We start from the raw sequence: 21,544 nt of genomic DNA, 5'->3' as shown, positions 1-21,544 counted from the left end.
ACCGGGGGCAATGGCATTGTGCCCGCCCGCCCTCTACCATGAGACAGATAACCAGACCCCGGGAGAGACACATGACTGATCTGAGCGTCGCCAAGAAGCTGAAGCCCTACAAGCCCAAGAACAAAGTGCGGTTCGTGACCGCCGCGTCCCTGTTCGACGGTCATGATGCCTCAATCAACATCATGCGGCGGATTATGCAATCTTCCGGCGCCGAGGTGATCCATCTGGGCCACAACCGCTCGGTCGGCGAGATCGTCAATGCCGCGCTCCAGGAAGACGTGCAGGGTATCGCCATCACCTCGTACCAGGGCGGCCATGTCGAGTTCTTCAAGTACATGATCGACCTGCTCAAGGCCAACGGCGGCGAGAACATCAAGGTGTTTGGCGGCGGCGGCGGCGTGATCGTGCCGAGCGAGATCAAGGAGCTGCACGACTACGGCGTGACCCGCATCTACTCGCCCGAAGACGGCGCCACGATCGGCCTGCAGGGCATGATCAACGACGTGGTCAAGACCTCCGACTACGATCTGGCCCCGCTCGCACCGGCCGCCAAGGACATGCTCAAGCAGCTCAAGGCGGGCGACCTGCGCGCGCTGGCACAGATCATCACCGCGCTCGAAAACGGCGCGTATGACGCCGCCACCAAAAAAGCCCTGATCGACGCCGCCGCCAAGCTGACCGTGCCGGCGCTGGGCATTACCGGCACCGGCGGCGCGGGCAAGAGCTCGCTCACCGACGAACTGGTGCGTCGCTTCCGCCTCGACCAGGAAGACAAGCTCAAGCTGGCCGTCATCTCCATCGACCCCTCGCGCAAGCGCACCGGCGGCGCGCTGCTGGGCGACCGCATCCGCATGAACGCCATCGAGCACGAGAACATCTTCATGCGCTCGCTGGCCACCCGCGACACCGGCGCCGAAGTCTCCGCCGCGCTGCCCGAAGTGATCGCCGCGTGCAAGCTGGCGGGCTTCGATCTGGTGGTGGTCGAGACCTCCGGCATCGGCCAGGGCGACGCGGCCATCGTGCCCTTTGTCGACAAGTCGCTGTATGTGATGACGCCCGAATTCGGCGCCGCCAGCCAGCTCGAAAAAATCGACATGCTCGACTTCGCCGACTTCGTCGCCATCAACAAATTCGACCGCAAGGGCGCTGACGACGCGCTGCGCGATGTGCGCAAGCAATACCAGCGCAACCGCGAAGCCTTCAGCACGCCGACCGAGCAGATGCCGGTGTTCGGCACCATGGCCGCGCGCTTCAACGACGACGGCGTGACCGCGCTGTATCAGGCGATTCTGCCGAGCTTGATCGAAGCCGGCCTCAAGGCCAAGCCGGGCAAGCTGCCGGTGGTGAGCGTGCGCTCGTCTTCCAAAGGCCGCGCCATTGTGCCGGCCGAGCGCATCCGCTACCTGGCCGAGATCGCCGAGTCGGTGCGTGACTATCACAAGCACACCGGCCAGCAAGTGCGCGTGGCGCGCGAGCGTCAGTCGCTGCGCACCGCCAAGGCGCTGTTCGAGCAGTGCGGCAAGCCGGCCGCGCATTTTGACGAGATGATCAACTGGAAGGACGGCGAGCTTACCCCGACGGCGCGCAAGCTGCTCGAGCAGTGGCCCACCGAGAAGGCGCTGTACGCTGAAGATGAGTACGTGGTGAAGATCCGCGACAAGGAGATCCGCACCCAGCTGACCCGCAAGTCGCTGTCGGGCACCAAGATCCGCAAGGTGTCGCTGCCCAATTTTGAAGACGAAGGCGAGACGCTGCGCTTCCTGATGAAGGAAAACGTCCCCGGCTCCTTCCCCTACACCGCGGGCGTGTTCGCCTTCAAGCGCGAGGGCGAAGACCCCACCCGCATGTTCGCGGGCGAGGGCGACGCCTTCCGTACCAACCGCCGCTTCAAGCGCGTCTCCGAAGGCATGCCGGCGCACCGTCTGTCGACCGCCTTCGACTCGGTCACGCTGTATGGCTGCGACCCCGACCCGCGTCCCGACATCTACGGCAAGATCGGCAACTCGGGCGTCTCCATCGCCACGCTCGACGACATGAAGGTGCTCTACGACGGCTTTGACCTGTGCGCGCCGACCACCTCAGTGTCGATGACCATCAACGGCCCGGCGCCCTTCATCCTGGCCTTCTACTTCAACACCGCGCTCGACCAGCAGGTGGCCAAGTTTAAGGCCGACAACGGCCGCGATCCGACCGAAGACGAGCATGCCAAGATCAAGGCCTGGACGCTGTCGACCGTGCGCGGCACGGTGCAGGCCGACATCCTGAAGGAAGACCAGGGGCAGAACACCTGCATCTTCAGTACCGAATTCGCGCTCAAGATGATGGGCGACATCCAGGAGTACTTTGTGCACCACAAGGTGCAGAACTTCTACTCGGTGTCGATCTCCGGCTATCACATTGCCGAAGCCGGCGCGAACCCGATCAGCCAGCTCGCCTTCACGCTGTCGAACGGCTTTACCTACGTGGAGTCGTATCTCGCGCGCGGCATGCACATCGACGATTTCGCGCCCAACCTGAGCTTCTTCTTCAGCAATGGCATGGACCCGGAATACACCGTGATCGGTCGCGTCGCCCGCCGCATCTGGGCCGTGGCGATGAAGAACAAGTACGGCGCCAACGAGCGCAGCCAGAAGCTCAAGTACCACATCCAGACCTCCGGCCGTTCGCTGCATGCGCAGGAGATGGACTTCAACGACATCCGCACCACGCTGCAGGCGCTGATTGCCATCTACGACAACTGCAACTCGCTGCACACCAACGCCTACGATGAAGCTATCACCACGCCGACCGAAGAATCCGTGCGTCGCGCCATGGCGATCCAGCTGGTCATCAACCGCGAGTGGGGCCTGGCCAACAACGAAAACCCCAACCAGGGCGCCTTCATCATCGACGAACTGACTGACCTCGTCGAAGAAGCCGTGCTGCGCGAGTTCGAAGCCATCAGCGAGCGCGGCGGCGTGCTCGGCGCCATGGAGACCGGCTACCAGCGCGGCAAGATCCAGGAAGAGTCGCTCTACTACGAGCACAAGAAGCACGACGGCTCCTACCCGATCATCGGCGTGAACACCTTCCTCAACCCGAAAGGCTCTGCCCAGCCCGAAATCGAACTGGCGCGCTCCACCGAGGAAGAAAAGCAGGGCCAGCTCACCCGCCTGGCTGACTTCCAGGGCCGCAACAAGGCCGAGTGCGACAAGTGGCTCGCCAAGCTGCGCCAGACCGTGATCGACAACGGCAACGTCTTCGAAGTGCTGGTTGATGCCGTGCGTTACTGCTCGCTGGGTCAGATCACCACCACGCTGTACGAAGTGGGTGGCCAGTACCGTCGCAGCATGTAAGTCATTGTTGCGGTGGCGGAATTTTCGCAACATGCCGCGGTCAGTGTTATTGAACGGTCGGGCGGGCAGATGCCCGCCGGCCGTCGGTAGCGCCGTTTCAACCGACCGAGGAGAACGTCATGACCAAAACCGTAACCGGCGACTTCAGCTCCAAGGATGCGATGGAGAACGTGCTCGACGATCTGGTGTCCATCGGCATTCCACGCGAAAACGTGTACCTGGTCACCGAGCAAATGCAGGTCAAGGTCATCACGCCCAATGCGACTGAGCGTGAAGTCACCGAGATCCTGATGCGACACAACCCGACCAAGATGCATCGATACCGAGCGCCATCGTCGCTTTGATAGCGCCAGAAACCGAGGCCGTGCGCCTCGGTTTCTTTTATCGGGTGCCCGCGCGACCTGAATCGTCGCGTATCGGCCAGGACGTCGCCCGCCGTGCAAATCCAGAAAATCTCGATTGACCGCAGGCGGCCGCGTGGGGATGCTCCTCCAACGCGTCTGGCAGCATCATCGCCATCGGCCATGGCGCCACACCAAGGAGTCGTCATGCGCCCGATCAAGCCATGGATCACCGCAACGCTGCTCGCCGGCGCACTGTTTGCCGGCAGCGCATCCGCGTGGGAACTGAGCGGCACCCGCAGCATCGTGCTGCACGCACGCGACGGGCAACCCATCCCCATCGGCACGGTCACTTTCACGCCACAAGGCGAGCGCATTGGCGTGGCCGTGCATATGGATCATGCGCGCTTCACCGACTTCTTTCTGTCGATGAAAGAGTTCAAGTGCCTCGAAACGCCAGACGAAGTGTTCTGCCACGTGCCGTATCCCCATGCCAACCCCGCCAGCGTCACCACCGACGATCTGGCCTGGCTCGAGCATGCGCTGATGTTCTTCTACAAACTGCCCAACGAGTTCGGCGCCAAACTCTGGAACGGCGTGTACTACCGCCTGCAGCGCACCGATGCGGGGCTGGTCGGCACGCCCCAGGCCATCGACCTCAACCTGATCGGCGCGCCGCCAGCCGACCCCGCGCTGCCGCCCTACGGGCCACATGAGCGCAGCGATGTCGCGCCCGGTGCGCGCTGGTTCGGAAGGCTGACGATTCAGTAGCGCCACTGCCGTTCGGCTGGCCGGCGCGATGCTTTTTGCCCTCGCACTGTGCGTGCCTGGCGCATCGAACGTACTATCGCCCCATGAACACCACCACGCTCGATGCGGCCGTCGCGCCCATTCCCTCACTGAAGCAGGACGCCGCCGTGATCGGCCTCGTTGGTCTGGCGCATGGCATCTCGCACTTCTCGCACCTGCTGCTCGCCCCCTTGTTTCCGGTGTTCATCCGCGAGTTCGGCCTGAGCTTCTCGGATGTTGGCCTGCTGATGAGCCTGTTCTTCGTCGTCTCGGGCACCGGGCAGGCGCTGGCGGGTTTCGTGGTCGACCGCTTCGGCGCCCGACCTGTGCTGTTCGCCGCGATCTCGCTGTTTCTGGTGGCGGCGCTGGTGGCGAGTCAGGCGACGGGTTACACCGGCTTGATGCTGGTGGCCGTGCTCGCCGGCCTGGGCAACGCGCCGTTTCATCCGGCCGACTTCACCATCCTCAACCAGAAGGTATCGACCGGCCGGCTCGGTCATGCCTTCAGCGCCCACGGCCTGACCGGCAACCTCGGCTGGGCGCTGGCGCCGGCCTTTCTGGTCGGCATCACCGCGCTGGCCGACTGGCGCACCGCCTATCTGTGCGCCGCCGCGCTGTACGCGCTGGTGTTGGCGGTGTTGTTCTGGCAGCGCGACAAACTGCGCACAGAGGTGGCCGTGCGCCACCCCGACGCCCCCAAAGGTTCTGATCTCGACTACCTCAAGCTGCCGGTCATCTGGTGGTGCTTCGCCTTCTTTTTGCTCTCCACCATGACGCTGGCCGTGGTGCAAAGCTTCGCGCCCTCCATTCTCGAAGCGGTGCACGGCGTCAGCGTCGAAGCCGCCACACTCACCATCAGCGCCTACATGCTGTGCGGCGCCTTTGGCATGCTGGTCGGTGGTTTCATCGCCGGCCAGACCCGCCACAGCGACCGGGTGGTCGCCTGGGCCATGACCGCCGGCGCCGTGCTGCTACTGGTTTGCGCCACCGGCTGGCTCGGCGGCCAAGGCACCATGGCCCTGCTCGCCGCCACCGGCTTCGCCGTCGGCATCGGCGGCCCCAGCCGCGACATGATGATCAAGAAAGCCGCCCCCAAAGGCGCCACCGGCCGTGTCTACGGCACGGTGTATTCCGGCCTCGACGTCGGCTTCGCCATCTCGCCAGTGCTCTTCGGCGCCTTCATGGATCAGGGCTGGTACGGCGCGACCCTGGCCGGCGCGGCGGTGGTGCTGATGATCGCCGTGGTCGCGGCGCTTGGGGTGGGGCAGCGTACGGTCTGAGCGTGACCGGCGTGTAGGTTGGGTTGAGCGCAGCGAAGCCCAACGCGTAGCCTGCAATAGTGGAAGACCGAGTCTTGGGCAAGCCGCATGCACTAAACTCCCGCCCATGCGTATCGAAACCCCGATTCCCGGCATCCGCATCAAACACCGTTCTGGCGCGATTCACGTCGAAAGCGAGGCGCTGCTGACAACACTCTCGTCGTCTTTCCATGGCAGCGGATTTCGCCGGGTACGCCATATCCTCAACGCGAATGTGCCCGTCGACTACGGCTCCGATGACCCGGCGTCAGACCTTGAACGCATCGCCAGCCAGTGCGACATCAGCGGCCCCTTCATCGGCCTGCTCACTGCGGTGCCGCTACACAAGGCACGACTCGCCCTCGTCGAAGACAACGGCGTGCGCGTCGGTGTGCTCGCCACCGCCGGCATCGGCAATGCCACCAGCGCCGGCATCTCAGCGCCGTACAAAGCCACGCCCGGCACCATCAACCTCATCGTGCTGGTCGACGCCGCATTCACCCGAGCCGCCATGGTGAACGCCATCATCACCGCCACCGAAGCCAAGACCGCCACACTCACCGAGATGGCCATCCGCACCTCCGACGGCGCACTCGCCACCGGCACCTCGACCGACACCGTGACAGTCGCAACCACCGGGCGCGGCGCCTCCCAGCCCTACGCCGGGCCCGCCACGATTCCTGGCTGGTTGATTGCGAAAGCCGTGCGACAAGTCGTTCGGGACGCGTTACTGGCGGAGTGATGCCTCCACGAGGCATCGCAGTAGCTCGCCACTCGCCCGGTAGTGCTTGTGGCTGCCGATACACGCATGGCGGACGTTGGTCTGGCATCACTCACGCTCACCATCGTGTTCAAGGTGTGAATGGTGGGTAATCGGGGAAAGGGCGTGACGGACCGCTATCGACGCCGAGCCGTCCGTCGCAAGTGCGCCACGGCTCCATGTAGGTTGGGTTGAGCGCAGCAAAGCCCAACGTTCAGCACTGAAATATCAAACCTGATATTGAAACTATTGCTTCGATGCAACTGAGGTTTCATTGCTTTCAACGGCGCTAGGTGAAAAGGTTCTAAACCGGGTCGTCACCGGCGGCGGTTGGTGCAGGGTTTGCTGCACCACGCAGCACCTTTGGGCCGCCGCATGCAGGGCATCTAGCAACTTGGGGGGCGTGCTCTCCTGCACACTCAGATGGATGTCACAAGTCATGGACTGAAAGCCCACCGGCACAGCCGTGTCCATGCCCAAGGCGCCTCGCACATCGACTTGCGCAGTCACACGAACTTCCAGGTGGATGATTTCGATCCCTAAACGATTGGCCACCATTCTGACAGCGGAGTCCTGACACGCCGCCAGCGCAGCGCACAGCATGTCACCGGGTGTGGGGGCATCATGCAGGCCACCGACGGCTCGATGAACACCAATAGGAACGCAAACGCCGCATCCATCCATAGGTTCCACCAAGGTGTGGAAAGGATCTGCGGGATTAGTGCCACAAGTGCGCGCGTGGTCGGTCACCATGGCCAAAGCCGGTGCCTCCTTGAACTGTTTGCGCAGCGGCTCCTGGGCATTTTGGACGATTGTTTTCACGGTTTAGTCCCTGTGAGCACTATCTCAATGTATTCACTGGGGACGACGCCGCTTGCCCATGCAGATGCTTGCATCTGCTCAACGGCATTGAAATGAGTTGAAATTTGCACGGTGATATCTCCCGAGTTGTAACGTTTAGACGGTGCCTCAATGAATGACGACTCGTCCTGTCTAGGCGTCGCGACGAATTGACTGACCGTCCTGAATTGGTAATGAATCCTCGCGACCGTTGCCTCAACGTCCGGATTTACTGTTTGATCATCCTGCGTGCAGTTCTGGTCAGCGCTAGGCATTGCTGGAAGCTGCTCAAAGCGCCCAGAATGTCATCTATTGAAACCAACCAAGGGGTCAGAAAATGGTACTTCAAGACATTGAGGCAGCGATATGCCGCGCGAAGGCTGCTTTTCAGCGACGCCCCAAGGTTGGTATTAGCGACGATGCTCCGGCAAGCGCCAGATGGGTATCCGGAACAAGGGTGCTTATCCGAAACGCCAATGGCATGGAGGTGGCAACTGACATGCCGGCGGAACTCGGTGGTAGCGGCGACCAGGTTTCGCCGGGCTGGTTGTTTCGTGCCGGTATTGCGTCATGTGCGACAACTTCAATCGTGATGGCCGCCGCATGTGAAGGAATCATACTTACGAATATTGAGGTCGATGTCGGCAGCCGCTCAGATGCTAGAGGTCTTCTTGGAATGTCTGAGTCCAATGGAGCGCCGGTTTATGCAGGCCCCTTCGATGTTGAGTTGCGTGTCACAGTCGCTGCGAACGGATCAACTCCGGCGGCCTTGAAAACTTTGGTTGAGAGTTGCCTTAGTCACTCCCCCGTCCCGAGTGCACTCCTGACAGCAACGCCGTTTTCCCTGCATGTCACCGTCGCGTCGTGACAATGGATGCCCTGTCTGAAACTTTGAGAGTTGTGCGTCTGATGGGCGCTATCTTTATCAACGGACGATTCACAGCACCTTGGTGCTATCAGTCTCCGCATGCTGACTATGCCGCGCCATTGCTAGAGCCTGGTGCCGAGCGAGTGGTAATTTTCCACATGATTACCGAAGGAGAATGCTATGTAGAGATGGCTGGGCAGCCACCTGTGCACCTCGTTGCTGGTGATGCGGTGGTTTTTCCTCAAGGCGATGCGCATCGCATGGCCTCCGCGCCAGGTGTACCTGCAGCCACCGGCGCGAAATTAGACGTTGTGTTGTCAAGGCGTCCTCGTAAATTGAGCTACGGTGGGGGCGGCGCAGTGACGCGCCTGGTGTGCGGGTATATGGCTTGCGATGCGCGTCTGGCCCGCATGCTCATGGCAGGCTTGCCTTCCATCGTCAAAGTCCATGTTCGCGGCTCAAATGCCGGCGTTTGGCTGGAATCATCATTGCGTTATGCACTGAGTGAGGCCCGGTCGCCACGCCCGGGTGGTATGGGCGTTTTGGCCAAATTATCCGAAGTGTTTTTCATTGAAGTTCTGCGTATCTACATGAACGAGCCGACGCTTGGAACCACAGGCTGGCTGGCCGGTTTGAGTGATCGCATCGTTGGAGCGGCATTGGGCGCGCTGCACAAGAGCCCCGCACATGCATGGACTCTCGAGGATCTGGCGAGCCAGGTAGGGACATCGCGATCGGTGCTTGCTGAAAGGTTTCAGCTGATTGTCGGCATCGCACCGATGCAGTATTTGACACAGTGGCGGATGCTTATGGCTGCCAACCTTCTAGCAGGTAGCAGCGCGCCACTGATCCGGATTGCCGAGGAAGTAGGGTACCAAACTGATACCGCATTTAGCCGCGCCTTCAGTCGAGAATATGGCGTACCGCCGGCGAAGTGGCGTCGTAGTCAGGTCGAAAAAAAAATTCAGGAAAACTGACAGGCAAAGTTCTGCCGTGGTCGTTTCAACTGCCGCGGATTGAGCAGTGCCCCGGGATTCAGTCTTCGGTGATGGACTGCAAACGCCGTGTTCTTGCCTCTAAATTCCCCGCCAGGCATGTCATTGCGAATGGAATGTCTTCAAATGAGAGACGGCTTCATGAAATCTCTCAAGTGAAAATTTTTCTGTCGCCAAAATGCTTCAAACTGAGCGCACTCCTGTCTGGTCGAAACGGGTGCCGTGGTCGTCGCACTCGACCACACCTTGCCGATGGGTAGTGACTGAGGTGAATGTCGGGTTGTTGGCGCGCAATTTGGAAATCCAATGTCGCCTTGCGCTGCATTGCTGCCTATTGCGCTGCTGGCTTCATCCGGCGGTTCCTGGCAGATGGCTGCCGTCTGTCGAAGATAGTGTGTCCTTGGGATGGGCGTACGCCGACGGCAGGTCAGCGGTTAGCGTCTCGGCTAAAGCCCAAGCCAGTAAGGGCGGCTGATGTCCGGCGGCCGATCAATCGATGAACTTCGGAGGCCCCCTGCGGGCCCCGGCCGGACTGCGCTGGCTACTTCGATGCGGCCTCGAATTTCCCGGAATAGCGGAAAACCTGCCCGAACAAAGGGTGGGTGAGGCGGAAGTCCATTGCGAAATGCTTTTCATCCACCGCTTCCTCGACGATTGTCGTGTGGCCCAGCACCATCCATTCCGGAATCGGAAGAAGGATCGGCCCCAATTTTGCGACGAACCGAACGCCGCGATAGTGGAGCCGGTTCTCCGTCACGAACGGCGCCATCTGCAGACCGAGCACAGGATTGACGAACTCGATCACTTGGCCATGAACGGCCGACACCCAGAAGCTATCGAAACGGATGACCTTCCCGTTTGGGTAGGTGATTGTCCGCCGCCAATGCTGCCGATCGCCGACCACGTGCTTTTCAACTACGGTTGAGACTTGCCGCCCGCTGCGATCGACCAGCGCGCCGAATACTCTCAGCACACTGAGAAGCGGCTGCATGAACCGCGGATATTCAATGTCCATTTCGCCGGTGTCGGTCGTCGTGCCGAACCGGTAGTGTGCCTGCAGGGCGGGCGGCAGCTTGTCCCAGTCGGCGCCGAGCGCCAGTTGCATCAGGCTTTTCATGATCCAGTTCCCGGAATGTGTTTGAAGACCATCAGCGCGACCACTGCAACCATCGCCGTAAAGGCGGGTACGCCCAGCCAGAACCACCAACGCGCCATTCGCCAGTAGAGCGGCGGTAAGCTCGACCCGTTGGCAAGGGCGTTTGCCGCGATCTTTTGCATGCGAATCTGCAGCCATACGACGGGGAGCCAACATGCGCCGGCCAGGAAAAAAAGCGAGAAACTGGCCGCGATCCATGGCGTTGTCAGGGGAATGTCGAGCAGGTAAACCATCCACAGCCCACTGACGGGCTGCCAGATGACGGTTGGCGTGGTGAAGATCCAATCGGCGAGCACAACATGACGGTTGGTGATGGCGATATGGGCAATATTGCCGCCACGGTCGGCCATCCACTTGTAGAACGCACTGCCAAGCCCGGTACCAAAGAGCAGCACCATGCTGAGGATGTGCAGCGTTTTGAGCGTGGCGTAGGTCATGACGCCCTCCTTGTGGGTTCGGATTGGGAGAAGAACAGCGCGGCCGTCGCGGTGTGCGGCAGGCGTCCGAGAAACCGTGCCAAGGGGGTGAAGTCAGCCCAGTACCCGCGCTGCAGCATGCGCAGGTTCTCCGGTTGCAGCATCGGGTTGAAGTAACGCCCCACGTAGGCTGCGGCCATCGCTATCCAGAGCGGGATGTGGGCAATCCGGGTGCGGGAGAGTCCGTGTGCTGCGCGCATCGTTTGCAGCCACTCGGCGAACGCGATGGTGTCGGGCCCCACGATGTCCAGCGTCTGTTTTGCCTCGGGCGATGTGAGGCTCTTCATGACGGTCAGCACGACATCGCTGATATGAACCGGCTGCAGTGCTTGCTGCCCGTCGCCGATGACCGGTATCCAGGGCAGCGTCGCCAAACGCATGAACAGTTCCGCGCTTTTGCCGCCGGGCCCGTAGATCAAGGAAGGGCGCAGCACGAACCAATCGAGATCGAGGCTGCGTAGGCAGTCGTCGGCAGATCGCTTGCTCAGGTGGTAGGCAGAAAAAGCGCTCTCGTCGGCGCCCAGCGCGGATATCTGCAATACCCGCCGGACGCCGGCTTGGGCGCAAGCGTGGAACAACGCCGACGGCGCTTGCGTGTGCAGGACGGCAAAACGCTGAGTGCCGCGTTCCCCGATGATGCCGACGCAGTTGATGACGGCATCCACGTCTTTGAGGCGTGGGAGCCAATGCTCGACAGACAGCATCTGCTTGAAGTCGACGCCCTCGCTGCGGCACACGGGCTTGATCTGGTGCCCCGCCGCGCTCAACGCGGTCGCGAGCGTGCGGCCGATGAAGCCGCTCACCCCGGTGATGAGGATATTCATGATGTGTGTCCCGGTTGCTCTGGCACGCGAACGAACTGGCCCAGGCGTTTTCCGATCGAGTGCAGGCCGATCAGCAGGCCGGCAAACGCCGCCATCAAGGCGAGGCGCACGCTATCTATCGGGCTGCTGAAGTGCGAGAACATATCGACCACCAGGACGAGCAGCAGCGGGGCGATCATCAACATCACCTGCGTGTAGCTCATCCAGAAGGACGCGGCCTGTTCGTCCGGGCAGACTCGGCCGAGGACATTCAACAAGGGGCGAGACAACACATGAAGCACTGCGAGGCTCATGGCGATACTGATGAGCACCTCGGCAAGCAGTAGAACGTAGGTGTTCATGACGGGCTCCTGATGGGTTGCTGGAGCCTGCAGTTTGGCGATCAGCCATTCCGGGTTCTTCCGTTCTTATCGGAATGGAACAGTTTTCGGTTCCGGAATGATCATTTCGGAGCTTTGGAAAACCCACAAACGCTATTGAGCCGGGCCGCTCCGAGCGCGAAGCTTGCGGAACTGGCCGGGGGCCATGCCCTCGATCTCGCGGAATGCTTCGTAGAAATTCGACTGCGAGGTAAATCCCACGCTGAGTCCAACAGACAGCACGGAAGCCGACGGTTCATCACACAGCATGATCTTGGCGGCTTCAATGCGCAGCTCTCGCAGGTAGCGGGAGAAGCTTTTTCCCAACCGGGCGTTGATCAGCTCCGACAACTGATGGTTGCTGAGCCCGAGACGCTCGGCCAAGCCGGGAAGGCTGAGGTTCGGATCGACATAGGTTCGGTCGGTCACCATGAGCCTGTCCAACGCCGACAGGACCGTATCGCAATCCACGTTGTTCAGCGTCGAGTTGGAATAGGCGGTCTGCACCGCCTCCCGGATTTCGGTCGACAGTCTTGGCCGGAGGCCGAGCGTGGTTTGCGCCAGAAAAAAGGCAGTTCCGATCGACACGGAATACAGGCTGAAAAACAATTTGCCCGGGAGCGACGCCTGGGCCAGTCCGAGCGCCGAGACGCCGACGGCGATGCCGAATACACCACCTAGCAGCATCATTTCCCGGTGGAAGTTTGCCCGCTCTTGCCGCAAGGCGTAGAGGCTGCGCGCCAGCCAAAGCAAGTAGCCGGCGCCAACGATGAACGCCAGCGGCAACGCCAAGCCTTCAGGCAGGAAGGGCGAAATCACAATTGGCAGTGCGTGGCTGAAAAGCGCGGGCCTGATTGATGGCAGTGCCTTGGCGTTCAGCAATGGCTGGCTGAACAGGAAGAAAGACGGCGCCACGGCAAACAAGCTCATTCGGTAAGCCAGCGTGGCGACCCATTCCTGATCGAGGTGCAGCCATGCGAAATGTGCGACCTGCAGACTGCTCAACGCCATCAGCAGGATCAGCCCCATCCAGCGGGACATCGGTTGGTCCTGGTATAGATCGCCGCTGAAATGCGACAGAGCGAGGCTCATCGCGCTGAAGATCGAGAAACCAGCGAGGAGGATGGCGAGAGATGTCACTTCAAAAGAAACGCAAGTTTGTTGAACGAAATGGAGAGCGATCTATTCGGGTGCCGAAAGCCGCCTCTATTCTGTCAGCATTTTTCCCGAAGGTGGGCGCTGACTTCACGGATGCGAGGAGTATTCCTGCCCGCTGAAGAACGAGCTCGGTTGGGGTTTCGACTCGCGAACGCACGTCGACGATCAGCTGCTGGCATCCCCGCCAAAGCCCATACCGGCAACCGCCGCCGATGCCCGGCTGCCGATCAGGCATTTGATCTCGGTGGGGCTCAGTTGCGGGTGGAGTCGGTAGGCTTCGGCGACTTCGGTGCGCGCGTTTTCCGGCTTGCCGGCGGTCAGGAGTGTGGCGGCGAGGGTGAGGTGGGGGATGTGGTTGCGGGGGTCTCTGCGGCAGGCGGTTCGGGCGGTGTCGATGGCTTCGTCGAGTTGGCCATCGAGCATTAGCCCGACGGCGAGAAAGCTGCCCCAGACGGCGAGGCGGTTGTCGAGTGGGCTGATCTTGATGCCGTGGCGGAGGTCCGCAATGCCGGCCTGATAGGCGCCGCTGACGATTTTGGCGGCGCCTTGGGCGGCCCAGGCTTGGGCGTTGGAGGGGTCTTGCTCGATGGCTTTTTCGAGCACGGGCATGGCGCGCGGGGCCTGGCCGAGGTCGGCCAGTGCGCAGCCGGCAAAGCCGAGTACGGTGGAGTCGGTGTCGTCCAGCGCCAGCGCGGCGTCGGCGGCGCGCAGGCCTTCGGTGCGTGCGGCGTCGCGGTCGTGCAGCAGGCCGATGCGGTGGCCCAGGGCGAGGATGAGTGCGAGGTAGGCGTGGGCGGGGCTGTAGGCGGGGTCGATTGAAATGCTTTGGCGCAGCAGCGACACGGCTTCGGCGAAGGTGTCGGGGTGCCAGCCTTTGACCGCCAGCAGGCCGCTCGCCTGTTGATAGCGCTGCCACGCGTTGCGGTCGTTGGCGTGTACGCGGGCCTGGTGGTAGGACACCCGGACCAGGGCGGGTTCGAGCACCTGGCCGATGGCGAGGGCGATCTCGTCCTGCACGGCGTCGATGCCGGTATGGGGGCGGTCGAAGTGCCGCGCCCACAGGTGGCCGCCGGTGGCGGTGTCGATGAGTTGCACATGGATGCGCAGCTGGTCGGCAACCCGGCGCACGCTGCCTTCCACCATGTAGTCGACGCCGAGTTCTTCACGCACTTGTTGGGCGGTCGGCTGCTTGCCCTTGTAGGCGAAGCTGGAGGCACGCGAGATGACGAGCAGCGCGGGGATGCGGGCCATGGCGGTGGTGAGGTCCTCGACGAGGCCATCGGCCAGATAGTTGAGATCGGCATCGTTGGAGAAGACCTCGAAGGGCAGCAGGGCGAGGGTCGTTTGCCTGGGCGGCGATGCTGCCGGAGCGGCGGCCGGTAGCGGTGCGGGATCGAGCGCGCCGACGAAGCGGAAGCCGCGGCCGCGTACGGTGCGGATCAGGCGCTGGGCGTCGCCGTCGTCGCCAATGGCGTGTCGCGCGGCCTTGATGCAGGTCGATAGCGTGGCGTCCGACACCACCCGGCCGCGCCACAGCTCGGCGAGGATGTCGTCCTTGCTCACCACTTGATCGTGCTTGCGCAGCAGCAGCGCTAGCAGATTGAACACCTGCGGCTCGAGCTTGCGCACGCTGCCTGCGTGTCGAAGCTCGAAGAGGCCGGTGTCGAGTTCGAAGTCACCGAAACGGAAGATCACGGTCGCCCCCCTGTTCTGGCGGTGTGCGACTGACTCTAACAGGTCGTCCGTGCGGGCAGGCCGAAAAGTCGGTGCGCAATCTTCAGCGAATCCCCACGCGGTCTTCAAGCGCCGGTGCGCGCGAGGTTCAAGAATGGCATCACGCAACGGGGCTGATCCCGCTGCGAAAAAGCCAAGGAGAACCATCATGCCGCTCGTCGACATTCATGTGATTGAAGGGGTTTTCAGCCCCGAACAGAAGAAGGACATGATCGCCAAAGTGACCGACACCATGGTCGGCATCGAGGGCGAAAACCTGCGCGGCGTGACCTGGGTCCGCGTGCTGGAAGTGGCCAGTGGTAGCTGGGGTATTGGCGGTCAGGCGCTGACTGCGGCCGATGTGAAAGCCATTCAAAGCGGCGCGAGCTGATCGCCCCGGCGGCACGCTTGGCGCAATGCCGGCGGCGTGCCCATGCATTCTTATAAGGAGTCAGACCATGTCACCGACCGCCAACGTGTTACAGACGCCGAGCACCGCCACGCCCGCCATTGATATGGCGGCACGGCAGATGCCCTTGCAGGCGCACTATCAGACGACCCCCGCCGACGCGTGGATTACCGACCACGCCTCGACCCATTCGCGCAGCCATGCGCCCTCGATGCCGCTGTACGGCCATGTCACCCTGCAGGGCGGTCGGCCGATCGAATTGACCTACGGCGTGCATACCGCCGTGGGCGGCGAGAGCGACTACCCGGTGCCGGGCGAGCTTCTGTGCGCGGCGATTGCGGCCTGCTTCGACAGCACCTTGCGCATTCTCGCCAATCGCTTCGGCATCGCGTTCGACGCGCTGGAAGTGCAGGTCGACGCCGAGGTGGATGTGCGCGGCACCTTGCTCGTCGATCGCGCCGTGCCGGTGGGCTTTCAGAAGATTGCGCTGTGCGCCCGCCTGTCGCCCAGCGAAACCCCCGCGCCCGGCGTGATCGAGCGGCTGATGAAGGCCGCCGAGCATAGCTGCGTGGTGCTCCAGACGATGCGCAACGGCCCTGAAATTACGGTGCGAAGCGAAGTGCTGTGAGCGTGTCTGCCGACCGACGCGACCGGCTGGCCGCGTCGGTGCGCGGGCTCAGACGAAGCTGACCGTCTGCCCTTGCGCGTCGAAGGCCAGGAAGCGCTGAACCTCGCCGTTCTCGATGTGCTTGACCATCAGCTCCAGCGGCTGCTCGGCCTGCTCGGTGCTGAGCATCACGCCGTTGTGGCCGTCGAGTGCGCCGACAAACACGATCTGCCACTCACGCCCCATCTGGCGGGATTCATTCAGCAGGGCCTCAAAACTGGGGACTTCGTGCAGCGCCTTGTCGACATACATGATGGGCGACAAGGTGCCGCCCTGGCCCTGGGCAAACCGCTCGGCTTCGTCGTCGGTGTGCTCGTCGGGGAGCTGTGCGGCGGCAAACACGAACAGCAGCCGTTGTGGCTCGATTTGTTGACCTGCCATGCGCAGGAAATCGTCGAAATTCGTCAGTTCCATTGTCCTTCCTCCCGAAAATGCGTGCATTTTACGTCGTTCTGGCGCGTCAGATGACGCCGTGGCGGAGGCGGCGCGTCGGTCACGCGTGTCGCGGCGGCATTGTCGTGCGGCGTTCAACGCGCCCTACAGTCTGCTGGCCGGCGGTCGTAGATACATGGAGGCGATTCTTGCCGCCGGCGGCTGCGGATACTGGGTCGGCGGCATCGAGTAACGCATTCCTTGCGCGTCTTTGGTGGGCATGACATGGCAGTTCAACAAAATATTCGACTCGGTCATTCTCTGCTTCAGGATGCTCGCCTGGCGGCGCGGGCGTTCCATGATGCGGTCGCGCAGCGCGACTGTTCGCTAGTCGTGTTCTTTTGTTCCACCTTGTACGATCTGGACGCCCTGGCCGATGAGTTGGCGCGACTGTTCGATGGGGTGACGGTAATCGGTTGCACCACGGCAGGTGAAATCGGGCCCGCTGGGTATTGCCGGCACAGCCTGTCGGGGGCGAGCTTTTGTCGCAGCGCGTTTAGCGCCGTGGTGGGTCGCCTCGACGGTTTGCAGCAGTTCGACATGCCAGCTGGCCAACTTTTTGCCAATGAGCTGTTGGCCCGACTCAAGGCGCTGAGTCCATCCGGCAATGCGCCGGCCCATTGTTTTGGATTGCAGCTGATCGACGGGCTCTCGGTTCGAGAGGAGACGGTGTCGCATGCGGTGCAATCGGCACTGGGGCGTCTTCCGGTCATTGGGGGGTCGGCGGGGGACGATCTGGAGTTCAGTCACACGTGGGTCTATCACGAAGGGGCGTTTCATGCCGACTGCGCGGTACTTGCGCTGATTGGTACCGAGCTTCCGGTCCTGGCATTCAAAACGCAGCATTTTGCGACCGAGGACGAGCGCTTTGTGGTGACCGAGGCGGACGCCAGTCGTCGCATTGTTCATGAAATCAACGGACTGCCGGCTGCGCAGGAGTATGCACGGCTGGTTGGCGTGGCGTGTGAGAGCCTGGGGCCGGCGCAATTCGCAGCGCACCCCGTGGTGGTGATGATCGACGGCACGGATTATGTCCGGTCGATTCAGAAAGTGAATGCGGACGGCAGTCTCACCTTTTACTGTGCCATTGAGGAGGGGTTGGTCTTGCGGGTCGCCCGGGGGCAGGACATGGTGTCTGATCTGTCGCGGGCGCTGGACAGTGTCCGGGCGCAGATCGGGCCCCCCGACTTTGTGTTCAGTTGTGACTGCATTCTGCGTCGCCTGGAAATGGACGCCGGCCAGCAGCGCGATGCCGTGGCCGATCTGCTGGTTCGCAACAACTGCGTGGGCTTCAGTACCTACGGAGAACAATATGGCGGTGTGCATGTTAACCAGACGCTGACCGGGATAGCGATTGGCCGGTCGCTGGAGGTGGAGGATGTCTGAGAGCGCAGGCGGCCCCAAGGTGGTGACTGAACGCAGCGCGGAGGATGAGGTCGTCCGTCAGCAAAAAATCATCCAGGCGCTGTTGGACCGGATTGACCGCGAGGCGAGAGGGCAGCGCTCCGATTTTGCGCAGTTCCAAAACAATGTGATCCTCGAAAACCAGGTGCGAGCGCAGACCGCCGAGCTGGAGTCGGCCGTTGTCGAAAACCGCGAGATCAACCAGAGCCTGGCGGCGGCGCGCTTGAAGATGGCGCAGGAAATCGACGAGCGAAAGCGCGTGCAGGCGGCTCTGGAAAAGGAGAAGGACGAGCAGCGCGCCCTGATCCAGAAACTGGAGAGTGCCCAGAACCAGCTTCTGCAGTCGGAGCAATTGGCCTCAATCGGGCAGCTGGCCGCCGGGCTGGCGCATGAGATCAACAATCCCATCGGCTTCATCAATTCGAATCTGTCGACATTGCAAACTTATGCGGCGGATATGCTCCGGTTGATCGCGGTGTATGAGCGTCACACTGCCCGGCGCGAGCTCGACCCGGCCGCCCTGGCCGAGGTCGAGGCCGTCCGGCAGGCGATCGATATCGATTATTTGCGCGAAGACATCGCAAGCTTGATCGCTGAGTCGATCGACGGTGCGGTGCGTGTCCACCGGATCGTGCAGGACATGCGCGATTTTTCGCGGGTGGGCGATGACGGGTGGCAGTTCGCCGACTTGCACCATGGACTCGACAGTACGCTCAACATCGTCGGCGGCGAGATCAAGGATCGGGCGCAGATCGTCAAGGCGCTTGGCGATCTGCCCGAGGTCGAGTGTCTGCCGTGCCAGATCAACCAGGTGTTCATGAACCTGTTGATGAATGCGGCCCAAGCCTGTGAGGGCGGCGGAACCATCACGCTCTCGTCGGGGGCAGACGGCGAGTGGGTGTGGATTGACGTGGCCGATACCGGCTGCGGCATTGCCGCCGAACACCTGACGAAAATCTTCGACCCCTTCTTCACCACCAAACCGGTCGGCCAGGGGGCCGGGCTTGGCCTGTCGGTCTCCTATGGCATCGCCAAGCGTCACGGCGGTTGTCTCGAGGTCGAGAGTCATTTGGGACGGGGGGCGCGGTTTCGCCTTTGTCTGCCCGTTCGCCAGCGCCCGGTGAACGACGATCGTTCGCCGCCGTGTAGGTGTCCGACGGACAGTAAATGCGCCTAGCTTGTCGCGAGAAGCGGCGGACAGTGTCGGGGCCATCACGCCTGCAATGCGTCGGGCGAATTCGCCGGAATGGGCCGTCGCAGACGATACGTCCCGGGTTGATCCGCGCCTCTGTTGCCCGCGTCATCTGAGCGCAATCCGCTTGTCACGAAGCTGACACGCCACCTGAACACACTGCGCAGCAATGCGCTGGAAAACCGTCTTTCTCTCTGATATTCACCTGGGCACGCGGGCCTGCCAGGCCGATCGCCTGCTCGACTTTTTGCGTCACCACCCTTGCGAACGCCTGTATCTGGTCGGCGACATCATCGACTTCTGGGCCATGTCGCGCAGCATTCACTGGTCGGCAGATCAAAACACCGTGGTGCAAAAACTGCTGCGCATGGCGCGGCATGGCACGCAGGTGGTGTTCATCCCCGGCAACCACGACGAGGCCTTGCGCGACTATTGCGGCACGGCGTTTGGCGGTGTCGAATTGCGCGAAGAGGCGATTCACACCACGGCCGATGGCCGTCAGCTGCTGATTATCCACGGCGACGCCTTCGATCAGGTGACGCGTCACCATCGCTGGGTCGCGGTACTCGGCGACATGGCCTACAACACGCTGGTGCGGATCAACATCTGGCTGTCGCGGGCGCGGCGCCTGCTGGGCATCAGCGGCTACTGGTCGCTGGCCGGCTACGCCAAGCAGAAGGTCAAGAAGGCGATCGATTTCGTCTTCGATTTTGAGGATTCGGTCATCCACCATGTGCGCGACCGCGGGCTCGATGGCGTGGTCTGCGGGCACATCCACTGGCCGACGATCAAGGACTTTGACGGCACGATGTACGCCAACTGCGGCGACTGGGTGGATTCGTGCTCGGCCCTGGTGGAAGACGACAGCGGCGCGCTGCGGGTGGTGCGCTGGGACGCGAGCATGGCGCGCCCCGCGCCTGAGCTCTTGCCACACAAGGAGGATGCCGAATGCGTGTCCTGATGTTGAGTGATGTGTATTTTTCGCGCATCAACGGGGTGTCCACCTCGATCGAAACCTTCCGCCGTCAGTTGCCGGCGCACGGGGTGACGTCCACGCTGCTCGCGCCGGATTACGGCGGCGACACCGTGACCGAGGCCGACATCCTGCGTATTGCCGGCCGGCCGGTGCCGGGCGACCCGGAAGACCGCATCATGCGCTGGCGCGACGCCTGCCGCGCGGTGGATGCGCTGCCGCTGGCCGACTACGACGCCATCCACATCCAGACGCCGTTTCTGGCCCACTATCTGGGCAGCCGTCTGCGCCGCAAGACCGGGCTGCCGACGGTGGTGACCTACCACACCCTGTTTGAAGACTACCTGCACCATTACGCGCCGTGGGTGCCGCGTTCGGCGCTGCGCGCACTGGCACGCCGCCTGTCGCGCCAGCAGTGCAACGCCGTCGACGCGGTGATCGCGCCTTCGTCGGCCATGGCCGGGCGCCTGCGCGACTACGGCGTGCGCCAGCCGATTCATATTCTGCCCACCGGCATTCCGGTGGCGCACTACGCCAAGGGCAACGGCGCGCGCTTCCGGGCGCGGTTCGGCTTCAGCGCCGAGCGTCCGCTGGCCTTGTATGTGGGGCGACTGGCCTTCGAGAAAAACCTGCATTTTTTGCTCGATGTGGCCGAGCAGTTGCGGCATAAGCAATCGAACGCGCGCATCCTGCTGGCCGGCGACGGGCCGGCCAATGCGCCGCTGCGCGAGGCGGTCAAAAGCCGTGGGCTGACCGACTGTGTGGCCTTCGTCGGCTATTTGTCGCGCGAAGATGAGTTGCCCGACTGCTACGCGGCGGCCGACGCTTTCGTGTTCGGCTCCAAGACCGAAACCCAGGGCCTGGTGCTGCTCGAAGCCATGGCCGCCGGCGTGCCGGTGGTGTGTCTGGCCGAGATGGGGGTGCGCGACGTGGTCGCCAACTGCGCCGCCGCCCGCACGCCGCCCGCCGAGGCCGAGCCCTTCGCGCAGGCGCTGATTGATCTGCTCGCCGACCCCGACCGCAAGACCACGCTGGCCAGCGCCGCCCGCGCGCATGCGGCCGAGTGGTCCGACACTGCCATGGCCGCGCGCCTGGCCACGCTCTACCGGCAACTCGCCGCCCCCGATATCTGCACCGTTCCCGGAGATCTGCATGGAAAGCCCGTTCAAGGGTAAAACCGGCCTGCGCCGGTTGATCAACGCCTTTGGTTATTCAATGAACGGCCTGGCCACCGCGTTTCGTGTCGAAGACGCGTTTCGTCAGGAAGTGCTGCTCGCCGCCGTGCTCATTCCGCTCGCCCTGTGGTTCGACGTAAGTGGCATCGAGCGCGCCATGCTGATCGCCAGTGTGATGTTCGTGCTGGTGGTCGAGCTGCTCAACTCGGCGGTGGAGGCCACCGTCGACCGCGTCTCGCTCGACAGCCACTCACTGGCCAAGCGTGCCAAGGATATCGGCAGCGCGGCGGTGTTTGTGGCCTTGGTGAACGCCGCTGCCATCTGGGCGCTGGTACTGCTGCGCTGAGCACCGTCATCGCACACGAGAACACCCCCGCTGC

General features: G+C 62.5%; 22 protein-coding genes. 14 read left to right on the top strand and 8 right to left on the bottom strand.

The window, feature by feature from the left end; translation table 11 throughout:
• The first annotated feature begins 71 nt into the window (after positions 1-71).
• The 5 genes from icmF to FHP89_RS02725 all read left to right on the top strand — a co-directional run bounded on the left by icmF (position 72) and on the right by FHP89_RS02725 (position 6,505).
• Complete coding sequence (icmF, locus tag FHP89_RS02745) at positions 72-3,335, top strand: fused isobutyryl-CoA mutase/GTPase IcmF (RefSeq protein WP_144176217.1); 3,264 nt, start codon at positions 72-74, stop codon at positions 3,333-3,335.
• Positions 3,336-3,454: 119 nt separating this feature from the next.
• Entirely contained in the window at positions 3,455-3,679 is a 225-nt protein-coding gene (locus FHP89_RS02740; RefSeq protein ID WP_144176216.1) for a hypothetical protein, read from the top strand.
• Between the two features lie 204 nt (positions 3,680-3,883).
• Positions 3,884-4,447: a hypothetical protein gene (locus FHP89_RS02735; RefSeq protein WP_144176215.1), complete on the top strand. Its 564-nt coding sequence runs from the start codon at positions 3,884-3,886 to the stop codon at positions 4,445-4,447.
• Between the two features lie 83 nt (positions 4,448-4,530).
• On the top strand, positions 4,531-5,745 hold the full coding sequence (locus FHP89_RS02730) for an MFS transporter (RefSeq protein WP_144176214.1): 1,215 nt from the start codon (positions 4,531-4,533) through the stop codon (positions 5,743-5,745).
• A gap of 106 nt (positions 5,746-5,851) precedes the next feature.
• The gene (locus FHP89_RS02725; RefSeq protein WP_144176213.1) at positions 5,852-6,505 is read left to right on the top strand and encodes an adenosylcobinamide amidohydrolase; all 654 of its coding nucleotides are present in this window, start codon (positions 5,852-5,854) and stop codon (positions 6,503-6,505) included.
• Positions 6,506-6,769: 264 nt separating this feature from the next.
• Here the strand turns inward: FHP89_RS02725 and FHP89_RS02720 are convergent, their stop codons facing one another.
• Positions 6,770-7,345: an OsmC family protein gene (locus FHP89_RS02720; protein WP_144176212.1), complete on the bottom strand. Its 576-nt coding sequence runs from the start codon at positions 7,343-7,345 to the stop codon at positions 6,770-6,772.
• Positions 7,346-7,700: 355 nt separating this feature from the next.
• Between FHP89_RS02720 and FHP89_RS21325 the strand changes: the two genes are divergently transcribed.
• Together FHP89_RS21325 and FHP89_RS02710 are read left to right on the top strand one after the other, a co-directional pair.
• Positions 7,701-8,231, top strand: a complete 531-nt coding sequence (locus tag FHP89_RS21325) for an OsmC family protein (RefSeq protein ID WP_144176211.1) — start codon at positions 7,701-7,703, stop codon at positions 8,229-8,231.
• A 2-nt stretch (positions 8,232-8,233) separates the two neighbouring features.
• Complete coding sequence (locus tag FHP89_RS02710; RefSeq protein ID WP_144176210.1) at positions 8,234-9,208, top strand: AraC family transcriptional regulator; 975 nt, start codon at positions 8,234-8,236, stop codon at positions 9,206-9,208.
• Between the two features lie 559 nt (positions 9,209-9,767).
• On the opposite strand, the gene FHP89_RS02705 is transcribed toward FHP89_RS02710, so the two are convergent.
• From FHP89_RS02705 to FHP89_RS02680, 6 genes are all read right to left on the bottom strand, one after another.
• Entirely contained in the window at positions 9,768-10,343 is a 576-nt protein-coding gene (locus FHP89_RS02705) for a DUF4166 domain-containing protein (RefSeq protein ID WP_144176209.1), read from the bottom strand.
• The gene (locus FHP89_RS02700) at positions 10,340-10,819 is read right to left on the bottom strand and encodes a DUF2269 family protein (RefSeq protein WP_144176208.1); all 480 of its coding nucleotides are present in this window, start codon (positions 10,817-10,819) and stop codon (positions 10,340-10,342) included. Before FHP89_RS02700 ends, FHP89_RS02705 begins: the two co-directional genes overlap by 4 nt.
• On the bottom strand, positions 10,816-11,682 hold the full coding sequence (locus FHP89_RS02695; protein WP_144176207.1) for an NAD-dependent epimerase/dehydratase family protein: 867 nt from the start codon (positions 11,680-11,682) through the stop codon (positions 10,816-10,818). Before FHP89_RS02695 ends, FHP89_RS02700 begins: the two co-directional genes overlap by 4 nt.
• Positions 11,679-12,023 carry a hypothetical protein gene (locus FHP89_RS02690; RefSeq protein ID WP_144176206.1) on the bottom strand — a complete coding sequence of 115 codons (345 nt, stop codon included), beginning with the start codon at positions 12,021-12,023 and terminating at the stop codon, positions 11,679-11,681. Before FHP89_RS02690 ends, FHP89_RS02695 begins: the two co-directional genes overlap by 4 nt.
• A 132-nt stretch (positions 12,024-12,155) precedes the next feature.
• A complete protein-coding gene (locus FHP89_RS02685) occupies positions 12,156-13,082 on the bottom strand; it encodes an AraC family transcriptional regulator (RefSeq protein ID WP_222105299.1) in 927 nt (308 codons plus the stop codon).
• Between the two features lie 282 nt (positions 13,083-13,364).
• Positions 13,365-14,894: a winged helix-turn-helix domain-containing protein gene (locus tag FHP89_RS02680; protein WP_186300253.1), complete on the bottom strand. Its 1,530-nt coding sequence runs from the start codon at positions 14,892-14,894 to the stop codon at positions 13,365-13,367.
• A gap of 187 nt (positions 14,895-15,081) precedes the next feature.
• Here FHP89_RS02680 and FHP89_RS02675 point away from each other — a divergent pair, with 187 nt between their 5' ends.
• Together FHP89_RS02675 and FHP89_RS02670 are read left to right on the top strand one after the other, a co-directional pair.
• Positions 15,082-15,303: a tautomerase family protein gene (locus tag FHP89_RS02675; protein WP_144176203.1), complete on the top strand. Its 222-nt coding sequence runs from the start codon at positions 15,082-15,084 to the stop codon at positions 15,301-15,303.
• A gap of 67 nt (positions 15,304-15,370) precedes the next feature.
• Positions 15,371-15,949, top strand: a complete 579-nt coding sequence (locus FHP89_RS02670) for an OsmC family protein (protein WP_186300252.1) — start codon at positions 15,371-15,373, stop codon at positions 15,947-15,949.
• A gap of 48 nt (positions 15,950-15,997) precedes the next feature.
• On the opposite strand, the gene FHP89_RS02665 is transcribed toward FHP89_RS02670, so the two are convergent.
• Positions 15,998-16,402, bottom strand: coding sequence for a ribonucleotide reductase subunit alpha (locus tag FHP89_RS02665; protein ID WP_144176201.1), 405 nt, complete (start codon positions 16,400-16,402; stop codon positions 15,998-16,000).
• Between the two features lie 243 nt (positions 16,403-16,645).
• Here FHP89_RS02665 and nosP point away from each other — a divergent pair, with 243 nt between their 5' ends.
• From nosP to FHP89_RS02640, 5 genes are all read left to right on the top strand, one after another.
• Positions 16,646-17,806: a nitric oxide-sensing protein NosP gene (gene nosP / locus FHP89_RS02660; RefSeq protein WP_144176200.1), complete on the top strand. Its 1,161-nt coding sequence runs from the start codon at positions 16,646-16,648 to the stop codon at positions 17,804-17,806.
• A gap of 22 nt (positions 17,807-17,828) precedes the next feature.
• Complete coding sequence (locus tag FHP89_RS02655) at positions 17,829-19,001, top strand: ATP-binding protein (RefSeq protein ID WP_260851460.1); 1,173 nt, start codon at positions 17,829-17,831, stop codon at positions 18,999-19,001.
• A 184-nt stretch (positions 19,002-19,185) separates the two neighbouring features.
• On the top strand, positions 19,186-19,977 hold the full coding sequence (locus FHP89_RS02650; RefSeq protein WP_144176199.1) for a UDP-2,3-diacylglucosamine diphosphatase: 792 nt from the start codon (positions 19,186-19,188) through the stop codon (positions 19,975-19,977).
• Positions 19,965-21,164 carry a glycosyltransferase gene (locus FHP89_RS02645; protein WP_144176198.1) on the top strand — a complete coding sequence of 400 codons (1,200 nt, stop codon included), beginning with the start codon at positions 19,965-19,967 and terminating at the stop codon, positions 21,162-21,164. Before FHP89_RS02650 ends, FHP89_RS02645 begins: the two co-directional genes overlap by 13 nt.
• Complete coding sequence (locus FHP89_RS02640; protein WP_144176197.1) at positions 21,142-21,510, top strand: diacylglycerol kinase; 369 nt, start codon at positions 21,142-21,144, stop codon at positions 21,508-21,510. Before FHP89_RS02645 ends, FHP89_RS02640 begins: the two co-directional genes overlap by 23 nt.
• Positions 21,511-21,544: the final 34 nt, after the last annotated feature.

The organism is Denitromonas ohlonensis (assembly GCF_007625205.1).
GTDB classification, from domain to species: Bacteria; Pseudomonadota; Gammaproteobacteria; order Burkholderiales; family Rhodocyclaceae; genus Nitrogeniibacter; species Nitrogeniibacter ohlonensis.
This window is presented reverse-complemented; position numbering and strand designations above follow the sequence as displayed.